The 20,295-nt window shown below is 48.7% G+C and carries 17 protein-coding genes; 4 read left to right on the top strand and 13 right to left on the bottom strand.

The window, feature by feature from the left end; translation table 11 throughout:
- The first annotated feature begins 76 nt into the window (after positions 1–76).
- Entirely contained in the window at positions 77–301 is a 225-nt protein-coding gene (locus tag H6F90_RS25885; protein WP_190433512.1) for a ferredoxin-thioredoxin reductase variable chain, read from the top strand.
- 253 nt (positions 302–554) lie between these two features.
- On the opposite strand, the gene H6F90_RS25880 is transcribed toward H6F90_RS25885, so the two are convergent.
- Positions 555–779 (bottom strand): hypothetical protein, encoded by a 225-nt coding sequence (locus H6F90_RS25880; protein WP_190554925.1) that lies wholly within the window; start codon positions 777–779, stop codon positions 555–557.
- 312 nt (positions 780–1,091) lie between these two features.
- On the opposite strand from H6F90_RS25880, the gene H6F90_RS25875 reads away from it, so the two are divergent.
- Positions 1,092–2,114, top strand: coding sequence for a CHAD domain-containing protein (locus H6F90_RS25875; protein WP_190554924.1), 1,023 nt, complete (start codon positions 1,092–1,094; stop codon positions 2,112–2,114).
- Positions 2,115–2,126: 12 nt separating this feature from the next.
- Here the strand turns inward: H6F90_RS25875 and H6F90_RS25870 are convergent, their stop codons facing one another.
- The 6 genes from H6F90_RS25870 to H6F90_RS25845 form a co-directional block, all read right to left on the bottom strand.
- Positions 2,127–2,918 (bottom strand): YdcF family protein, encoded by a 792-nt coding sequence (locus H6F90_RS25870; protein ID WP_190554923.1) that lies wholly within the window; start codon positions 2,916–2,918, stop codon positions 2,127–2,129.
- Positions 2,919–3,001: 83 nt separating this feature from the next.
- Complete coding sequence (locus tag H6F90_RS25865; protein WP_190554922.1) at positions 3,002–4,117, bottom strand: AI-2E family transporter; 1,116 nt, start codon at positions 4,115–4,117, stop codon at positions 3,002–3,004.
- A 10-nt stretch (positions 4,118–4,127) separates the two neighbouring features.
- Complete coding sequence (locus tag H6F90_RS25860; protein WP_190433502.1) at positions 4,128–4,454, bottom strand: hypothetical protein; 327 nt, start codon at positions 4,452–4,454, stop codon at positions 4,128–4,130.
- An 18-nt stretch (positions 4,455–4,472) separates the two neighbouring features.
- Positions 4,473–6,014 (bottom strand): AAA family ATPase, encoded by a 1,542-nt coding sequence (locus H6F90_RS25855; protein WP_190554921.1) that lies wholly within the window; start codon positions 6,012–6,014, stop codon positions 4,473–4,475.
- A 122-nt stretch (positions 6,015–6,136) separates the two neighbouring features.
- Positions 6,137–6,751: a 50S ribosomal protein L25/general stress protein Ctc gene (locus H6F90_RS25850; protein ID WP_190554920.1), complete on the bottom strand. Its 615-nt coding sequence runs from the start codon at positions 6,749–6,751 to the stop codon at positions 6,137–6,139.
- A 118-nt stretch (positions 6,752–6,869) separates the two neighbouring features.
- Positions 6,870–8,210 carry an adenylosuccinate synthase gene (locus tag H6F90_RS25845; RefSeq protein WP_190433497.1) on the bottom strand — a complete coding sequence of 447 codons (1,341 nt, stop codon included), beginning with the start codon at positions 8,208–8,210 and terminating at the stop codon, positions 6,870–6,872.
- Positions 8,211–8,488: 278 nt separating this feature from the next.
- Here H6F90_RS25845 and H6F90_RS25840 point away from each other — a divergent pair, with 278 nt between their 5' ends.
- On the top strand, positions 8,489–9,541 hold the full coding sequence (locus tag H6F90_RS25840; protein ID WP_190554919.1) for an adenosine deaminase: 1,053 nt from the start codon (positions 8,489–8,491) through the stop codon (positions 9,539–9,541).
- 191 nt (positions 9,542–9,732) lie between these two features.
- Here the strand turns inward: H6F90_RS25840 and psb27 are convergent, their stop codons facing one another.
- The 5 genes from psb27 to pstS all read right to left on the bottom strand — a co-directional run bounded on the left by psb27 (position 9,733) and on the right by pstS (position 14,550).
- A complete protein-coding gene (gene psb27, locus H6F90_RS25835; protein WP_190433494.1) occupies positions 9,733–10,125 on the bottom strand; it encodes a photosystem II protein Psb27 in 393 nt (130 codons plus the stop codon).
- 220 nt (positions 10,126–10,345) lie between these two features.
- Positions 10,346–11,152 (bottom strand): phosphate ABC transporter ATP-binding protein PstB, encoded by an 807-nt coding sequence (pstB, locus tag H6F90_RS25830; RefSeq protein WP_190554918.1) that lies wholly within the window; start codon positions 11,150–11,152, stop codon positions 10,346–10,348.
- A gap of 271 nt (positions 11,153–11,423) precedes the next feature.
- On the bottom strand, positions 11,424–12,311 hold the full coding sequence (gene pstA / locus H6F90_RS25825; RefSeq protein WP_190554917.1) for a phosphate ABC transporter permease PstA: 888 nt from the start codon (positions 12,309–12,311) through the stop codon (positions 11,424–11,426).
- 73 nt (positions 12,312–12,384) lie between these two features.
- Positions 12,385–13,338: a phosphate ABC transporter permease subunit PstC gene (gene pstC / locus H6F90_RS25820; protein WP_190433491.1), complete on the bottom strand. Its 954-nt coding sequence runs from the start codon at positions 13,336–13,338 to the stop codon at positions 12,385–12,387.
- A 75-nt stretch (positions 13,339–13,413) separates the two neighbouring features.
- Positions 13,414–14,550 (bottom strand): phosphate ABC transporter substrate-binding protein PstS, encoded by a 1,137-nt coding sequence (pstS, locus tag H6F90_RS25815; RefSeq protein ID WP_190554916.1) that lies wholly within the window; start codon positions 14,548–14,550, stop codon positions 13,414–13,416.
- Positions 14,551–15,480: 930 nt separating this feature from the next.
- Between pstS and H6F90_RS25810 the strand changes: the two genes are divergently transcribed.
- Positions 15,481–18,795 carry a PAS domain S-box protein gene (locus tag H6F90_RS25810; protein ID WP_190554915.1) on the top strand — a complete coding sequence of 1,105 codons (3,315 nt, stop codon included), beginning with the start codon at positions 15,481–15,483 and terminating at the stop codon, positions 18,793–18,795.
- On the opposite strand, the gene H6F90_RS25805 is transcribed toward H6F90_RS25810, so the two are convergent.
- Positions 18,792–20,273, bottom strand: coding sequence for an MFS transporter (locus H6F90_RS25805; protein WP_190554914.1), 1,482 nt, complete (start codon positions 20,271–20,273; stop codon positions 18,792–18,794). The two genes, H6F90_RS25810 and H6F90_RS25805, sit on opposite strands and share 4 nt — an antisense overlap.
- Positions 20,274–20,295 lie beyond the last annotated feature (22 nt).

The raw sequence follows: 20,295 nt of genomic DNA, 5'->3' as shown, positions 1-20,295 counted from the left end.
AAAAGGTTGTCTGCAAGCGCTACCTACCGTTGAGCGCTGCATTGGTTCAGGTTGTTGAAGAGGAAACACGAGGATTATGAAAGTTGGCGATCGCGTTCGCGTCAAAGAATCCGTCATTGTGTACCATCATCCTGACCATCGCAATCAAGCATTTGATATCAAAGGTCAGGAAGGCGAAGTAGTAGCTGTCGTCAAGGAGTGGCAGGGCCGACCCGTCAGTGCCAACTTACCCATCCAAGTCAAATTTGACAAAAAATTCCGCGCTCACCTGCAAGAAGTAGAACTAGAAGTAACCGCATAGTTCTGTTCCCAAGAGAAAGCCTCCTACGCCAGCTCAAGCTCAGAGATAAAACTCATCACCTTGCTAACCCCTGATTGATTTGTCATTGCTAGAAACATCAGGGGTCTTTGCTTTTTCCCTTCTCCACCAAAAAATCTTACGAAAACCTTCTGGAGGGAGGCTGGGGAACGCAGCTCTCTCAGCGGGGGTTTGGGGGCAGGTGCGCTCAAGCTCTTGGTTCTAATAGGAGACTGGATACTAGCGGATACCGATACTAGCGATCGCGCCGACTAAACCAGCCAAAAATATTCACATCTCCCCGCATCTTCTCAAACTCGCGGCGGTGAGCAGCAGCCGTTTGTTCGTACCATTCGTAATACTCCTCCAACGCCTCTCGATGTTGTGCTTCCCGATAAAACTCATGGGTGGCTCGATAGACCGCAAAGAATTCAGTGTCGGGTGGAGGAGCTGGGACGACCCAATGTAAAGGCTGAGACATCTAAATAACTAACTCTAGAAGTTTTAATTTACTTTGAATAAATAATTTGTTAACTTTGTCTGAAATTTCTGATAGAGATAAAACCATACTTTTATAGTTTAACCACTCCAGCCCTAGACGACAGGCTCGCTGAGAAAAGCGCTCGTTTACCAAGCCCTCCTCCAATACGCATATTGGCAGACAAAGTTTCAAACTAACTATCTTAGGGCTGAGCAATTACCCGGCTGAAATCAACAAAATGGTAGTCAAAGGTTAACAAAAATTCGATAAGATTTTCCATTCTGATAATTCTTTGAGTTGTAACGAAGCGATATGAAAATCCAGACACCTGTCAGAGCAGCGACCTTGGGGGAATATGCTCATCAAGCCATTCAGCAGCACTTCAAAAAATCTGTAAAGCCCGAAGCAGCAGTACTGCAAGACTCAGAACCAGAGCATTTACATCAAATGCGAGTTGGCATGCGCCGTCTCCGGACTGCCCTACAAGTGTTTGGCCCTGCCTTAGATTTACCCAAGGCAGCTAATATTCCTCAAATTAGTAAAATCGCCAAGAAATTAGGAGCAGTACGAGATTTAGATGTTCTGCAACCAGAGTTAAAAAATCGTTACTATCCCTCACTTAAAAAAGCAGAGCAAAAAGAGTTAGATGCCGTTTTTAGAAAACTACAAAAGCAGCGATCGCACCACTTCGCTGAATTAGAAAAAACCTTACATCGCGGCCACTACCAAAAGTTCAAGAAAGCCTTTTCCCGTTGGGTTAAACACCCTGAGTATCAAGCGATCGCTGAGCAACCTATTCTCAAAGTGCTGCCTGATTTATTACTGCCGCTAATCAGTCAACTGCTGCTGCATCCCGGTTGGCTAGTCGGAGCGAATCTAGCTCAAAATCAATCCTCATCAAAGTCAGATACCAAAGTCATTCAAGCGTTATTGGCAGACCAAGAAACGCAACTGCATGACCTGCGTAAGCAGCTGAAGCGAGTACGCTATCAAACGGAATTCTTCACCGACTTCTATGATCCTGCTTATGCCGCTCAAGTCGAAGACTTTAAAAATATTCAGGAAGTGCTAGGTCAGATTCAAGATTACTCAGTGTTGAGCGAGTTTCTGAGTGCTGAGTTAGAGTCAGACTTAGCGACAGCGCTACCGAGTTTAGATGAGCAAATTCAACAACGAAAACTGCAACTGTGGCAAAGTTGGCAACCCATTCAGCAACGCTACCTCGCTCCTGAATTCCGCAATACGCTGCGGCTGCAAGTAATGTGTCCTGTAGTATCCGACCTCAGTTCTACTTCAGAAGTGGTCGTGACTGTAGGGACTAATGGGAGAGGGTAGTTAATTTGTCACCTACAGCCAACCGCGTAGCCGATAAATTGCTAATCCTAAATACTCCTTCAGGACGCGAGAAGATTGTTGCAGCCGATCAGCATCAGGGATGAGATTGAGCAAGAGTGCTTCTGGGCTGCTCTGTAACTCTTGCATTTCTAGCTCAGTGACCAAGAAGTCAGTGGGTGCAGGAATTGCTTCAATGCCTTGGCGCTGGAAAATGAGTCGCGATCGCGGCATGTGCATGGCCGAAGTGACGAGCAAAACTCGCTTAATCTGGTGCGATTCTAGAATTTGCTTCACATTAACGGCATTCTCATAGGTATTCAGCGATCGCGGATCTTGCAGAATCGCCGACTCAGGCACGCCCCAACTCTTCACTAATGCCGCCATATCCGCTGATTCTGGAGATCCCCCACCCCGCCAGTTAATCCGCCCGCCACTCAGAATCAAAAGTGGCGCTTTCCCCTCGCGATACAGTTGCGCCCCATAGACCACGCGATCGCCTGCTTCACTCAAATCCACGCCAGGTCTGGGTTTGGCAACAGACTTAGTCGCACCCCCTAGCACCACAATCGCATCTGCTTGAGGCAATTCTGCCGCTGGTAAATTTTGCCACTCCAGCGATCGCACTAACTGATTGGCAACCCAACCATTGCCCCCTAACAGCAGAACGGTGAGGGCCAGAGCGATTGCACCAGCTGCAATTCGAGGCCGCTTCCAAAACGTCAACAAGGCCACCACCAACAGCAAGCAACTCAGCCCTAACGGGTATAGGAATAAAGGCAGCAACTTCGACAGAAACAAAAACATAGGCAATCGATTGAATTGATCAGGGCGAAGCCTTGGACAAGCGACCGTGCAACCCTCCAACGAACCTTTGCGAATCTTTGCCCCTAAGAGCGAGGATCTGATTCTGCAGGAGTTAGCTGCATGGGATTGAAATTGGACGGCTCCAGTTCGCGGCCATTGTCTTCTGGAACAGGTTGGAAGCTAATATCTAAAAGACTTTTGATCGAACTGGCAATGGGGACAGCAATCAGGAGACCCAGTAAGCCACCCACTTTTGTGCCAATGACCAAGACAGCAATCACCCAAATGGGGCTTAGACCTGTAAAGCTGCCGATTAATCTTGGCGCGATCGCTTGGTCAATCACTTGATCGACCACCACAGCCACTCCTAACGTTCTGGCACCCAACCAAAAATCGTGCGAAGCCACCAAGAGGCCCACCAGCACAAAACTTAGGACATCGCCAAAGGGAATCAAGGTCATAACGCCGATCCCAAGGCCGAACAACAAGCCGAATTTCAGTCGCAGTGCTAAAAAAGCCAGAGTCATAGCAGTGCCGACGAGGGCCGCAAGCGTAACCTGACCGAGAAAATAGTTTTGAAAGTTTTGTTGGAGCGATCGCTGAATAGGCACCCCAAACCGACTCGGCAAGCGACGAAACAAACCGTTCCAGAGGCGATCGCCATCTAGCAATAAGTAAAACGTCAGCACAGCCGTCAGTAACACATCGGAGACGCTGTTGACGGTGTCCAAAGCTAAGGTAAGCAATTCTTCGGCTAGGGCTTGTACCTCATCTGGGAAGCGATCGGTCAACTGAGTGGCCAAATGACTGAAGTCGATGGGCAAATTGCGAGTCTCTAGCCATTGGTTCAAGCGCTCCAGTTTAGTACTGCCTGAATTAATCCAACTCGGCAAAACTCTGATCACTTCGCTCAGTTGCTCTAGCACAATGGGAATCAGCGTCACCCCCACCCCAATCACCACAAGGAGCGCCACGGAGAACGTTAAGAAAACGGCTCGATTGCGTTTCATGCCGCGTTGATGCAAAAAACGCACGGGGTAGTTTAAGACGAAAGCCAACAAAACACCGAGGCCAACTACGGTCACGAGTGGCTCAAAATACTCAAATACCTGAAGGGCAACCCAAGCATTAAGCACAATTAGCGGAAAAGGCAAGCCCCAGGCTAACCATGGCTGTACTTTATTGGGGGAGTTAGTCATGAGCTTGATTCTACCTTTTGCCAAACGGCCACTTTAATCTGGGGAGACGCCTGCGATGAGTGCCAGTGGCTCGTTGCCATTTTTCAGCGCGGGTCAGGACTCGTTCTGCTTTAGGCTGATTCGCTTGGTTGCCTGCGGCATCTGAAGTTGTCGCAGGTTGAGGATCAGCTTTAGCATTCCACCAATCTGTGATCAAGCTAGTGGCAAATCCTCCCATTGAGGCGAGAAGGACACTAAAGACGGCGGAGTAACCCAGGATGAAAAAGCAGAGCAGAAAGAATAAAGACCACTTCAGTCCTACTGCAAATCCGCCTGAAAACCTAGAAGACTTGGCCACCGTCTTTTTCTCCTATCCCTATGGGGATTGCAGAGCCTGCGTGAGCAAGGATGTTAAGTCCTTCGTGGTGTCCAGGGTGGTCACGAAAGCTTGCTCATCCGCCGTAAAGGGGTCCATCTGCTGTTGAGCGAGTAAATCTGCCGTGGCATCCGCGATGTCGTTGCTGCGTTGCTGCAAGCGATCGCGCAACACAGCTTCTGGAGCCGTGCAATAAAGAATTTGCAGCGGTAATTGATGAGCTTGAGCTTGAGCGATCGCCTCAGCTCGTAAAGCTTGGCGATCGTACTTAGCATCCAGAATCACCGGGAAGCCTTGCGCGGCTAAGGTCGTGCCAAGTTTGAGTAGGCGATCGTAGGTTTTCTGGGTCATCTCTGGCGTATAAAGATCAGCGCCACCCCGTTGCTGGAGGGGAATGCCGCCCAAATGTTTCCGCACCGCATCAGAGCGAATGTGAATACCACCAATTTCACCTGCCACTTGCCGCGCCGTAGTACTCTTGCCAGAGCCAGACAACCCAGACATCAAAATCAATCGCCCCTGCTGCGGTTGGGTATACTGCCAAGCTAAACGGTAATAGCGGGCGGCGGTTTCAGCAGCGGCTTGCTTCTCGGCTTCTGGGACTGCCGGATCACCCAGCAAGAACGAAGTGACTTTGGCCCGGACATAAGATTGCCGACTGAGATAGAAAGGTAGAACTTGCAACCCTTCCCAGTCTCCTGTTTGCTCTACATAAGCGTTTAAGAAAACATTGCTTAAATCGGAGCGATCGCGGGCATCAAGGTCCATGACGATGTAAGCGACATCGAACATGACATCAACAAAGCGAAACGGCTCGTTGAACTCAATGCAGTCGAACAGCAAAATCTTGTCTTGCCACAGGCAAATATTCCGCAAATGCACGTCCCCGTGACACTCACGAATCCAGCCGTTCTGAATACGACTGTCGAACAGAGTTTTCTGTTCTGCAAACAAGCGATCGGTGTAGCTGCGAGTTTCGTCGAGCTGCTGCTGAGTTTGCGGCCCGCCTACATAGCCTTGGGTTTGGTCGTAGTTTTCATCGATCGCCACTCGGATCTGGTCTACCTCACCAAAGCTGCGGATATAGTCGCTACTAGCTGCTTTAGCATGAAAACTTGCGAGTTCTTGGGCTAACTCTACCAAACGGGTTGCGGTTAACTCTCCGCGATCGAACAAGTTCGTGAATAGCGTTTCTTGGGGAAACTGCCGCATCTTGATCACGTACTCGACCGGAGCGCCGGAGCCACCTAGGGTATAGCGATCGCCACTCTGCGTCAAGGGCAGAATCTCGATATACAGCTCTGCCGCACCGCGTTGATTGAGGCGCAGTTCTTCTTCGCAGAAGTGATGGCGTTTTTCCAGCGTATCGAAATCTAAAAAGCCAAAGTTAACGGGTTTTTTGGCTTTATAAGCATAGTCACCCGTCAGCAGTACATAGGAAACGTGAGTCTGAATTAGCTGGATCGGCTCTACGACAGGATGGGGATAAAATCCTGGCTCCAGCATCTGTTGAATAAAAGGGGGAAGAGAAGTGTCTGTCATACTCTCTAATATCCAGTAAATTCAGCCCAAAACAACCTACCCAATCAAAAAGCTCCCACAAAAAAGCCAGGTGTAACCCTGGCTCTTATAACTCTGTTTGGCTTGAAACCTGTATTTCAGACTTATGTGGCGGCAGCTGATTCCGTAGTTGTTGCTTCGTCTTGCTCTGCTGCAGCAGTGCTTCTAGGTCCGATGACGATCATGACTACCTGGGCTGGATCTTCTAGTGCAACGGCACCATCAGGCAATTTTAGATCGCTGATATGTACCATATCGCCCACATGAAGCTCGGAAATATCCACTTCAATAAAGTCAGGAATACTTCCAGGAGGGCATTGGATCTGCACTTCCGTTAAAACTGTATCCAGAGAACCTTGCTCCAGCTTGACTCCTGGGGCTTCACCCGTGGGATGGATAGGTACCTGAACGTGAATGCTAGATTGCGACTCAATCGCAAAGAAGCTGAGGTGATAAATTGACGGCTTCCAAGCGTGAGTTTGAACTTCGCGGAGCAACGTCTTGCCACTCCACCCTAAGCTGGGAATGCTCAGCTGCACCAATGTATTGTTCAGAGTGGCTTTATCAACTAAGCTTTCCGCTACTTTAGCATCCAAGGTTAAGGAAATTGACTCTGCCCCTTTATGTCCATACAAAACAGCAGGAGTCTTGCCAGCACGTCGTAGCGCTCCCGGCTTAGTTCCAGACTCCCGTTTTTGACACTCCAGGTTCAGTAGCATAAAAAAACTGTGCTCCGCTATGGCCCTTTAGGCTAACGCAGAGCACAGTAACTTAAATCCTGCTAACGGCAGGTGTATAGGTGCCCATAAAGTGCAGTCATGCTAGAAAGCGTGTGTTCTAGACCTCAGCAGCAACAGCCGCACCGTTAGCGTAGAGCAAAGCTCGCTTCGGTCCGTGAATGGGGTCTTCCACAATGATGGTTTGGTCGCGACTTGCCCCTAGAGATACGATCGCGATCGGCACTTCCATCAACTCAGCCAAGAATTTCAGGTAATCTAAGGCTTGCTTCGGCAGATCTTCTAAAGAGCGGCAATCAGCCGTTGATTGCTTCCAACCAGGGAGGCTCTTGTAGATAGGTTTGCAGTGAGCAAAGCGACGAGCACTACTGGGGAAGTCTTCGCAGCGTTGACCTTCAATCTCGTAGGCGACGCAAACTTTGATTTCGTCTAGCTCGTCCAGCACGTCTAGCTTAGTGATAGCCAAGCAGTCTAAGCCGTTGATGCGAACGGCGTAGCGACCAATCACGGCATCAAACCAGCCACAACGCCGCTTCCGACCCGTGGTGGTACCAAATTCTGCACCGCGATCGCAGAGCAACTCACCCACTTCTCCATCGAGTTCAGTGGGGAAAGGGCCTTCACCAACGCGAGTTGTGTAAGCTTTCGCCACCCCAATCACGCGATCGATCATGGTGGGACCAACCCCAGCACCCACACAAGCGCCACCCGCCACCGGATTGGAGGAGGTGACGTAAGGATAGGTACCGTGGTCAAGATCCAAGAGTGTGCCTTGGGCACCTTCAAACAAAATATTGCGACGGCGTTGAATCGCATCGTAAATCTTAAGCGAGCAATCAACGACATGAGGCCGCAACCGCTCAGCGTATTCCAGATACTCAGCGATCACTGCTTCTGGATCGAGCGGTGGCAAGTTATACAGCTTTTCTAAAATGACGTTCTTGTAGTTGATCGCCCAATTGAGCTGCTTCCGGAGGGATTCTGCATTCATCAAATCCATCACCCGGATGCCTGTCCGCTCGGACTTATCAGCATAAGTGGGACCAATTCCACGCCCCGTGGTGCCAATTTTGTGACTGCCGCGCCGCTCTTCCGATGCTTGATCAATCAAGCGATGGTAAGGCATCGTTACATGGGCAGTTTCGGAGATCAGCAGATTTTTAGTTGAAACATTCAACTTATCGAGCTGATCCAATTCCTCAATCAAGATTTTGGGATCAATAACCGTACCCGATCCAATAATGCATTCTGTGTCGGGATAAAGGATGCCAGAAGGGATCAGATGCAGCTTAAAAGTTTTGTCCTTAACCACCACGGTGTGCCCAGCATTGACACCCCCTTGGTAACGTACAACAACATCTGCTGATTTGCTGAGCAGGTCGGTAATCTTACCTTTTCCTTCGTCGCCCCACTGGGCCCCAATTACAACTACGTTAGCCAAGGGTTTTTCTAGTGCTAGACTTCACACAAATTACGATTATCGGCAACCAACGTAACAAGTGTCAACCTCAAGATAGAAGTTGAAAAATCTGTTGAGAGCCATTTTAGAAACCCTCCGGTCTCCCATAGATTTGTCTATAGTTGAAGAAGGATTTACACAATTTAATGGCAGCTGCTGACTGGGACCAGAGGGGTGCAGTTAGCTGATTTAATCTAACTGTGCTCTTTATTCCTAAGACAGGCAGGCGATTGTCAACTTATTTTTTGAATGAGGTTGCCGTGTCTTTATATGCTGAGCTACACCGTCACTTAGGCGGTTCAGTTGTCCCCCGGGTGCTCTGGCGCTACTTTCATCGCAGTCAGTCGGATTTAGCTCAACGCTTTCCAGAGTACCCAGAGTTTGAGGAATTCTACACTCGGCCTCGTAAAACCCTAGATGAGTATCTAGAATTACATACGCTGGTAGAAAATGTCCAGAGTGCCAAGACATTGCCTTATTTTATCTACCGCTTGATTCGGGGCGCTTATATCTTTGAGAATCTCGCGTATTTAGAGTTACGCTATACCCCTTATTTGCGAACACCCGACCATTTGCCCCAAACTGAGCGGATCGACCAGATGGCTCAAATTGTCGAGATTGTGGGGCAGGCTAGTCAGCTGAGTGAATACCCGATCGTGACGAGCCAGATCTTGTGTATGCACTCCCGCTTACCCTATGCCGTGAACCGAGCCATTGTGGAATTAGCGGCTCAAAATCACACGTATGTTTGTGGCATTGATTTAGCGGGGGGTGATGCCTATTATGCAGAGCGGCTTGATGAGTTTACGGAGTTGTATGCCTACGCGCGATCGCTGGGACTCAACACTACTGGGCATGTGTACGAAACCACAGATGGCAGTTACCCAGAACTACTACCTTATTTGATGCGGATTGGTCACGGAATTCAGATTCCGCTGCGATATCCAGAACTTTTGCCAGAGTTGGCTCAGCAAAATCAATGCTTGGAAGTCTGTCCGACCACGTATCTCAAGACGGGCACTCTAGAGGACATTCGGCAACTCAAACTAGTGTTCGATCGCTGCTTTGAAGCAGGGGTAGATATTGCTATCTGCACAGATAATGCAGGGTTGCACAATGTTCGCTTGCCGTTCGAGTACGAAAATCTGTTGACCTACGATGTGATTGGTTTTAAGGAACTTCAAGCTTGCCAAGATGCAGCTTTCAAGCACGCCTTTGCTTGGCCCCATCGACAGCGTCCAGCTTCCATCTTGACTGAGGTGCTACGGGAAGACGAGAAGGTTTCTGAGCCTGCTCAAAGCGTCGTCAACTGAAGACTGCCAACTTGGGTTAAACCTGAGAAATCAAAATCGCCTTAGATCCAAAGCCAACTCGGATCTAAGGCGATTTTATAGTGAGAATGAAATGATGCCAAAAATTGCGATCGCGCGACGTTAACTAACGGAAGATCTTAAAATCTGCTGCGAAAGTTACGATGCCAACTGGGTCTGCTGAAGCTGAAAAATTAAGCACCTCGGTTGAGAGCCGTTTCGACTTGGGTCAACTCCTGCTGCAAGCGGTCTCTAAGCTTTTGTGGTAGCGGGCGATTGGGGTAAGAGCTATAGTGCCCTGCCAGAGCATTCAAAGCAGTTCTCATAGTCGTAAAAGAACTCAGCTTGGTTACAGAGTCATCCCGGCGATACCGTGAGGCGAAGTCATTAATTTTCTGGCGAGCTTCTGTTTGAAGAGAGACACGATTGGGAGCGTCTTGAGGCAATTCAATGGTTTCTCGCAAACTGTTAACGAGCGTAAGAGTATCTTGCCGATAGTTGCCGCTGAGCTGGTCGCCACTGCATCCTGCCAGACCAACCGTAACCACTAGAATCAGAGCTAGCAAACGTGACAGATAGCGTTTCATAATGTATTACCGAAAAAGAACAGGATTAAATCAGAAAATTAACGTTAATCCTATCTTGTATCGGTACTAGGGGATCACCTTCCTAAGAGATAGGTATTGAGAGCAAAGACGAAATTGCTCTCAAAAAAAATAATCCAGACAAAAAGGATTGCTGGATACAGTTAAACGCAAATATTTAATCTCGTTAGGGCTGAAGCTTGGCGCTAGCAAGGATTAATGATTACCCGAAACGACCGCTCACGTATTCTTGCGTAATCTGCTGTTGTGGACTTTGGAAAATGATTTCGGTGCGATCGTATTCAACTAGATAACCACTGCGTCCGCCTTTCTCGTTTTCCTCAACGTTGAAAAAAGCAGTGCGATCGGAGGCCCGAGACGCTTGCTGCATATTGTGCGTCACAATTACGATTGTGTATTGCTGCTTCAACTCCTGCATTAAATCTTCGATGCGGAGGGTTGAGATGGGGTCCAAGGCTGAAGCAGGTTCATCCATCAAAATAATATCTGGTTGCACCGCGATTGCACGGGCAATACACAACCGTTGTTGTTGCCCACCCGATAAAGCTAAGCCGCTCTCTCGCAGTTTGTCTTTAACTTCGTCCCAAAGCGCTGCCTGCTTGAGAGATTGCTCAACCAATTCATCCATATCCCCTTTATAGCCAACGAGCCGAGGACCAAAGGCGACGTTGTCGTAAATTGATTTGGGGAAAGGATTGGGCTTCTGAAATACCATGCCAATTCGCCGTCTCACTTCGACCGGATCGACTTCAGAGGCATAGAGGTCTTGAGCGTGGTAGTAAACTCTACCATCGGCCTTAAATCCCTTAATTAAGTCGTTGAGACGGTTGAAGCAGCGCAGCAAGGTGCTCTTACCGCAGCCAGAAGGGCCAATAAGAGCTGTAATTTGGTTTTTGGCAATATCCAAGGAAATATTGCGGAGGGCGCGGAAGCTGCCGTAATAAACGTTCAGGTTTTCTGCACGTAAAACGGTATCCGTCTGACTGGCAATGGGACTATGAGTATGCATAAAGTTAACCCGAATGGATTAGTTCGCCTCTAATTAGTTGAAATGATTCAGAATGTTTCTATTCAAATGCAAGCTAGCAACTTACCTCGCACTGTCAGGCGTTGCCACCAAATGTAGTTATCCAATTAAGTCATAAACTTGAAACCCAAATTTCCGGGTATAGCCAACTCTTAAAGCAGGCGATCGCAAACATTCCTGAGGACGCACAGATATCTTACATTCTATTCAACCTTTCTTTTCGTGTGGCTGAGTAAAATTCATCAATCTGGGGTTAAGCCTTACGTCGAGTCAGCCAACGAGCCAAGATGCTAGTGACTAGTACCAAAGCCACGAGGACTAGGGAGCCTGCCCACGCTAGCTCTTGCTGATTCTTGTAAGGCGTAATGGCATAGTTGAAGATTAGAACAGATAGGGTGGGAGTTGGTTGCATCACGCCCCGCGCCCAATACTGACTAAATAAGGCGGTGAAAATTAGGGGTGCGGTTTCTCCGGCAGCCCTAGCCACCGACAGCATCACCCCAGTCAAAATTGCTGGGATCGCCGCGGGCAAGACGACACGGGCTACAGTTTGAAATTCAGTGGCTCCTAACCCCACAGCAGCCTGGCGAATTTCATTCGGCACTGATTCTAGTGCCTCAGCTGCAGTTCTAACCACGATTGGCAACATTAGAACGGCAAGAGCGACACCTCCAGCCAGGGCAGAGAAAGTGCCTGTAGTCAGCACCACGACACTGTAGGCAAAAACCCCAACCACAATTGAAGGGACACCACTGAGGACGTTGTTAAAGAAGTCAACCCAAGAAGCGAGGGTGGTATCTCTAGCAAATTCTGAGAGAAAGATCGCGCCTAAAATTCCGGCAGGGATGCTAATGGCGGCTCCAATGCCGACAGTGAGCAAGGTGCCCAGAATGGCATTGCCAAATCCGCCGCCTTTGACGAGTGGTGGAGGTGGCAATTGGGTGAATAAATCTAAGCTCAGGCGATCGGCTCCATTGAGAATGACATAGGTCAGCACTGCCACCAAAGGCAATAAGGCGATCGCGGCGGCAATAAACACCAACCCAGTCATGGCGGCGGAGAACAAAGTCCGAGGTGAGGTCCGAGACCGCATCAAGCTGCGAGGCGAAAATGGAGGCGGTGGAGTTGGGAAATCAGCCATATAAGCGACTACTTGCTAGATCTCGATTTTGACTAAATCTTTAAGTGAGCCAATTCAGTCTCAATACTAAAGACTAAAGGCTCTGCCTCATTGAGCGGACCAAGAGTTCAGCCAGAATATTGACTACCAGCGTTAAGGCAAACAAAATTAAGGCGGTATACATCAGTGACGAAATTTGCAGCCCTGATGCCTCAGCAAATTGATTCGCCAAGAGTGAGGCGATCGTGGTGGCTGGAGAGAAAATTGATGGGCTGACCGTGTTGGCGTTGCCAATCACCATCGTGACCGCCATTGTTTCACCCAAAGCCCGACCCAATCCCAGCATCGTCGCCCCAACAATGCCAGAGAAAGCGGAAGGCAGCATGACTTTGAAAATGGTTTCCCAGCGAGTCGCGCCCAAACCATAGGAAGCTTGCCGCAACTCAGAAGGCACCGCCACTAAAGCATCACGGGAAATAGCTGCAATGATCGGCAGAGTCATAATAGCCAGGATGACTCCTGCTATGTACATCCCTGGTCCGCGTGGAGGGGTGCTAAAGAAGGGAACCCAGCCCAAGTGCTGGTGCAGCCAAAGAGCCAGTTTGCCGACCAAAGGAATGAGGACAAAAATGCCCCATAAGCCATAAACAACACTGGGAATGGCTGCGAGTAGCTCAATAAGAAATACCAAAGGCTGCTGGATGCGGGGTGGCAAAAAATCCTCGCTAAGGAACAGAGCCACGCCTACACCGATGGGTAACGATAGCAACAGAGCAATAAAGGAGCTGACTAAAGTTCCGTAGATCGATGGCCAAGCTCCGTACTGATCTTCAACCGGATTCCAGGCGCTAGAGGTCAGAAAACCCAAGCCAAATTGCTGGATTGCAGGCCAGGACTGGTTGGCAACCTGCCAGGCGATCGCCAATAGCGTTAAACCAATTGCCACTGCAAAGAAGCCAGTGAGCCACTTAAAGCCAATATTCACATACCGGGAGATTGGAGACCGTTGATGAATTGTCTCCTGAGAATCTCTGACCAGCAAAGTCATGATTTCCTCTACTAATTAAAGACGTTCCGTAGGTACTGCAGAGCTACCTACGGAAACTAAATAGCACCAAATAGCTTATTGTGCCGGAGTTGCAGCGGCAACCTTAATGGTATCAAGAGTTGCGACAACTCGGTTGGCCAGCTCATCGGGTAGAGGCACATAGCCTAACTCCTGAGCATACTGATCTCCGTTAGAGAGTGCCCACTTGACCATGTTTTTCAACGCATCTGCTTTGGCTGGATCGTCGTACTGGCTGTAAACCAGCAACCAGGTCAAACCATTAATGGGATAAGCGTCTTTAGCTTCTGGATCAGGAATCACCAGAGAAAAGTCTTCTGGAACGGTCACGCCAGCAAATGCTTTTGCAGATGCTTCAGGGCTAGGTGCAATAAATTCACCCCCCTTATTTTGTAGCGTAGCTGATTTGAGGTTGTTCTCTTTGGCGTAGGAGTACTCGGTATAGCCAACTGCACCGGGAGTTTGCTGCACCTGAGCGGTGACACCTTCGTTGCCTTTAGCACCGACAAAACCAGCGGGCCACTGTACAGCTTTAGAGGCACCCGCAGTCCAATTGGGGCAAGCTGCTTTCAGGTGAGTCGTAAAGATGAAGGTGGTACCGCTACCATCAGAGCGGTGAACAAAGGTGATGGGGTTGCTGGGTAGATTTACACCAGGGTTGTCTTGAACAATCTTGGGATCATTCCAGGTTTTAATATCGCCTTGCACAATGCCGCAGTAGGCTTCGCGCGATAGCTTGAGGTTGTCAACGCCATCTAGATTGTAGGCAAAGACAACAGCACCACCTGTCATAGGAATTTGAATGGCTTGGCCCCGCTTAGCCGGAAATCCTTGCCGCTCATCTTCTTTGAGGGGTGCGTCTGATGCCCCGAAATCTACTGTTTCGGCCAAAAACTGCTTAACGCCAGCACCACTACCAACCGACTGGTAGCTGATTTCAACAGTGGGGTTTTGCTTCTTGTACTCAGAGAACCAGCGCTGATACAAGGGGGCGGGGAAGCTAGCGCCAGCACCACTTAAAGCAATGGTTTGACCACCACCTGCATTGCCGTTGGCGGCAGTATTGCCACCAGGTGCGGGGCTGCTACCTTGAGGACCGCTGGGAGGAGTTTGTTGGCAGGAGGCCAAACCGACCGTCAGGGCGATCGCGGAAGTCAGAAAAGCTCGATGAGCAAAGTTAAAGTGAAGCGCCATTGTCAGGTTCTGAGTAATTTTGCTGGACTGCTTATTTAGCAAACGAGAAAAGAATACAACTAAAGCGTAAAGATAAGGTTAACAAGGGGATTGAAATCTCTAGAAGCTTGCGATGGAACTAAAAATCAGCTTTTGTTTTTTGGCCTAGCTGGTGACAGTTGGAGAGTTGTTAGATCTGTGGCTTTTGAATTTATAACTCAGCGAAGGAGTGAGCTAGCCTAAATGAATTTGCTCTTTAAAGATTTCTCTAAAGGGATAAATTGAATTCCGCAACTCAGTGTTCTGGCACAAGGATTCCTAAAATGGTGAATTAATTAATATTGGAACAGATGTGTTGAAATAAAACCAGAAGAATCAAATCCTAGTTAAAGAAAATAATTCCAGTTTAACAAGGATGTAGACAAAGAACTCTTTGATTAATCCTGATGGATTTAGATCTGATTTAAGGCTAGCGGAAAGCTAGGAAATGCGATCGCTTTGACGTGAATCATTTCTTATTTCTAGATCTGTAGAAGAGCTGTAAATTGTTGCTTGATTGGTGCTGGATAGCGTTAAGGAATCACCTTGCCCTTGCACAATATTGCTAGCACAATGCTCTTACAGAAGCTTTGACTGTCAAATTAAGCCTAAAAACATAGAATTTGCCTGTGGTGCTTGTGGCAAAACAGCATTCGTTCCTTGCTCCGATGAAGAATCAGTCTGTTTAGCTGCCACAAGACGTAGTAAAGCCAGTTAAACTAATAAATCTTGGTAATGCTATTTACCTGGCGAGCAGAAATCTTTAAGAAATATTTGTTAACTGACTCAGATTGAGGCGTTTAGTTGAGAGATTGTTAAGCTCAAAGTCGTTACTATAGGCAGCACGATTGAGCTGAAGCTGACGATACATACCCAGTCAAAACTGTCTTCCGCATCCCACTCGCACCTCTTATGCGAACTAGTGAACAAATTCAAGCAGAAATAGAAGAACGGTTAGGTTTTTTTCCACCTTTCTTTGCCGCTGCTCACTCAACCCCTGAGATCCTGGAGACGCTTTGGCAGCAGACTTTGTCTGCCTATCTGAATAATCCTTTGCCGACTTTAATTAAAGAAAAACTTTCAGCTTATCTGTCACGTTACTGTGCCGTACCGTATTGCCTGATTTGCCACAGTTGCAGCTTGCAGCCTTTAGGCATGTCCGCCTTAAATATCCTTCAGTTATTAGAGTCTCCGCCTCCCACAGAAGCAAGGATTCAGTTTTACATTAGTGTTCTAGAAGCCCAGCCTGCGGCTTTAATAACTTGGCCTGATCCAGGCTCATTGTTGGAAGAGAGCATTTTTAGCAGTGCAGTTTATATATTCCTCAGCTTGGATGCTTCTAAGGCTTGCTGCAACCAAATGCAGCGAGTGTTGGGAACTCAGTACTACAACCACTTGAGTGCGTTTTTGGCTTATTTGAAGCTGTGCCATGTTTGGGTAGAAGCGCATCCCGAAGTGACGTATGAGCTTGATCAACGGGCGCAAAAATATTTAGCTGCACTTTTGCAGGACGCTCCCCGCCTGAATCGGTTTTTTCGGCAGTATCGCCAACAGGTCACGACCGAAACCCAAAATCATGAGCAGCAGCTTTTGATCGAGATTACTCAGCGGCAGCGCATTGAGGCGGTGTTACAGGAAACGAATCAGGTGTTGCAGGCCTTGATCCATGCGGCACCCTCAGCCATTATTGCCTTGGACCAAAGGGGAAAGGTAAAGCTTTGGAATGCCGCTGCGGCAGCTATGTTTGGCTGGAAAGGGGCAGATGTTGTAGGTCAACCACTGCCGATTGTGTCTGATGCTGGACAAGCAGAATTTCAACAGCTTTATCAAGATATCTGCCGAGGAAAAACGGTCACCGGGTTACAGGTGCGCCGTCAACGACAAGATCATTCACAGATAGACTTGAGCCTCTCTGCGGGACCGCTTTATGACGCTGAGGGGCAGCTCAATGGGACGATCGCGGTGATTTCAGATGTGACGGAGCAAAAGCGATCGCAGGAGTTGCTAGAACGCCTCAGTCATCAGAACCACTTGATTCTCAACTCAGCGGGAGAAGGGATCTATGGCTTAGATCTGCAAGGTCACGTTACTTTTGTGAATCCTGCTGCTTCCCGAATGGTCGGTTGGGAAGTAGAAGAGTTGATTGGTCAGCCGATGCATGCCACGATTCATCACTCTAAGCTAGATGGCACACCTCATCTAGAGAGTGACTGCCCCATTTATGCCGCTTTCAAGGATGGGATGGTGCGACAAGGCATAGAAGATATCTTTTGGTGTAAGAATGGCACTTCATTTCCGGTGGAGTACACCTCCATGCCCATTCGTGAGCATGAAGTATTGGTGGGTGCGGTAGTTACATTCAAGGACATCACCGAACGCAAACGGGCAGAAGCCCAACTTCAACAACAAACAGAACGCGATCGCCTGCTTGCGGATATGGCTTTGCGAATTCGGCGATCGCTGAATCTAAATGATATTTTGCAGACCGCTGTGGCTGAGACACGAAATCTCCTGCAAATTGAGCGAGCCGCCATTTACCGAATTATTCCGGATCAACCTGGGCAATTTATTGTGGAATCCGTGGCTCCGGGCTGTCTATCCGTTCTGGGGATCGAGCTGCATGATCCTTGTTTTGATGTGGATTACAGTCACCAATATCAACAGGGGCGAATTTCTGTCGTCGATGATGTTTACCAAGCAAGCTATCTATCTTGTTACTTAGAATTTTTAGAACGCATCCAGATTCGAGCTAACCTCCTAGTGCCGATCGTGTCCAACGATCAGCTTTGGGGGCTGCTTTGCGCTCATCAGTGCTCTGCTCCCCGACACTGGGAACCGTTTGAGATTGACTCCCTGCAAAGGCTGGTAACTCAGCTCGCGATCGCCATTCAACAATCGGAACTTTACGAACAGGTGCAACGCTTAAATGCTCGCTTAGAGCAGCAAGTGGTAGAACGCACAGTGCAATTGCAGCAAGCCTTAGATTTTGAAGCCACTCTGAAACGGATCACTGATAAGGTCCGCGATAGCTTGGATGAAGACTACATTTTGAGCACAGCTGTCAAGGAATTAGCGCAAGGCTTAGGGGTGCCCTGTTGTGATACCGGACTCTACAGTGCCGACCACACAATCTCTACTATCAGTCATGATTACAGCCCTGGCCCCTCAGCCGTAGGCCAAGTCATTCAGATGGTTGATCGACCAGAAGTGTACTATCAGCTTTTACAAGGTCAGCATCTTCAGTTCTGTATCTACGAGGGTTTAACGCTACGTCCGATCCAAGTTGCAGCGACCTTGCTGGCTTGCCCGATTCTGGATGACCAAGGAGTCCTAGGAGATCTCTGGCTCTTTCGATCCAGTGGTTCAGTCTTTAATGGGCTAGAAATTCGTTTAGTGCAGCAAGTGGCTAACCAGTGCGCGATCGCCATTCGCCAAGCCCGCTTATACCAAAGATCGCGAACCCAGGTCGCCGAACTGGAAATGCTGAATCGCCTGAAGGATGACTTCCTCAGTACCGTGTCTCATGAGCTTCGCACTCCCATCTCCAACATGAAAATGGCGATTCACATGCTGCGGATGGCCCCCAGCGCCGAGCGGCAAGAACGCTACTTACAAATTTTGCAAACTGAATGTGCCCGTGAAGCTGAGCTGATCAACGATCTGCTAGATTTACAACGTCTGGAAGCTGCGTCTTATCCCCTTTTTGTGGTGGAGTCGATCGATTTGCAACATTGGCTGCCCGAACTTCTAGAGCCATTTCAGACGCGATCGCAGCAGCATCATCAGGTTTTGCGCCTAGAGTTCTTGTCTCAGCCACCTACTTTAATCTCGGACCGAGCCAGTTTAAGCCGAATCATTGCCGAGTTGCTCAACAACGCCTGTAAGTACACGCCGTCCAAAGGCCAAATTGTTGTACAGGTTAACCACCAGCCCCAGCCCAAAAACTTGTCAGCAGGGATCAACGCCAGCGTTACTTTAGCAGTTCGCAACCAGGTAGAAATCCCAGCCGCCGAGCTACCCCGGATTTTTGAAAAATTCTATCGCGTGCCGAATGCTGATCCTTGGAAACAAGGGGGAACAGGTCTAGGCTTAGCTTTAGTACAGCGACTGGCAGAGCGCTTGAAAGGAACGATCCGAGTCGATAGTGGTGGGGGATGGACTACGTTTTTGCTAGAGTTGCCAACCCAGCCTAGCCAGGAAACGGTTGAAAGTATTGAAGGTACTTAAATTTCTTCAGAAGCTTCATGACTAGCGCTTTTACCTTGATGGGCTTTGCGCTCCTGTAGCTTCAAAAGAATCTCAGCGTGAACTTCGCGAGTAATTGGATAAAAATACGCTAACCCTAACCCCAGCAGCAAAAAAGCTAAGGGGAGAGGGCCGACTAAGCAGCGAATGGCAAATAAAGCCGACTCAGGTTGTTGGGGTGCCTCCTGTCCTGCAACGGTGGCAATAAAACCAGAGCCATCCAAGACCTTACCGACCATAAACAAGCCGAAGGCTAAACCGATTTTTTGCAGCAGCACCATAAAGCCGTAGAAGATGCCTTCTCGTCTTTGCCCAGTTTGCAACTCATCGAGTTCAATTACATCTGGCATCATTGACCAAGGAATCAGATAGGCTGTTGAGACGCCAAACCCTGCGAGAAAAGCCAGCACAAACATTAGCGCTGTTTGCCCCGGTTGCAGGAAAAAAAGTGCAACTTCAGCAATGATCCACAAGCTCATGCCCATGAAGTAGACCACTTTTTTGCCTAGATGCTTACTCACTCTGCTCCAGACAAACAGCATGATCAGGGCAGTCACTTGAATGACCAGCACGACCTGAGTGAATGTTTCCTGGGAAAGGCGCATCCAGTGGACGACAAAGTAGGGAATAACCGCGACTGTATTTTGCACGGCGATCCAAGAGCAAAGGTAGATGCCAACTACAAACAGAAAAGGGCGATTGCGAAAGACAATGCCCAGTTGTTCTAAGTAGGGCAGCGGCTCTGTCCCGTCGCTACTCGCTTGGCGCTCTCTCTCAGTAACTGCGACTCGTTTTCGGGTACCCCAAACACACCAATAGAGTGGTAGCACTGACAAAACGGTGCAAACTCCCGCGAGCACAAGATACTGCTGAGCAGGATTTCCTTGAACCACCTTGAAGATGGCCAATGCCAACACTAGCGAGAGAATGCTGCCACCAATAGAGAAGGCAAAGCGGAAACTGTTGAGGTTGGTGCGCTCGTTATAGTCTTGCGTCAGTTCTGGTGTTAGAGCAGTGTAGGGTAGGTTAACTGCTGTATAAAACGTATTGAATAAGATAGAAATGCCCACGTAATACCAGAACAACCCCCACTGGTTGGTCACAGGGTTGCTACTGAAGCGTGGGATCAGCCACTGTAAAAAAAAGAAGATCCCAAAAGGGACGGCTCCAAAAATCATCCAAGGATGCCGACGCCCCCAACGGCTTTTAGTGCGATCGCTCAGTGTCCCTACGACTGGGTCGTTAACCGCATCCCAAACTTTGCCAATCATCAAGATATTGGCAGCCAACCCTGCTCCCAACCCTGCCACACTGGTAAAGAAGTACAACAAAAATACACCTAGTAAATTTGCTGTAATGGCAGGCCCTAAATCTCCCGCTCCATAGGCTAGCTTGGTACTCAAGCTCAGCTTTTCTTCTGCGGGAGTCGCAGCATCGGTAAGGGGAGACGGATCGTTCATAACAGTTGGCACCGACGAGAAA

Source organism: Trichocoleus sp. FACHB-591, from assembly GCF_014695845.1.
Classification (GTDB): domain Bacteria; phylum Cyanobacteriota; class Cyanobacteriia; order FACHB-46; family FACHB-46; genus Trichocoleus.
The sequence above is the reverse complement of the archived record's forward strand: the minus strand, read 5'-3'. Positions and strand labels throughout refer to the sequence as shown.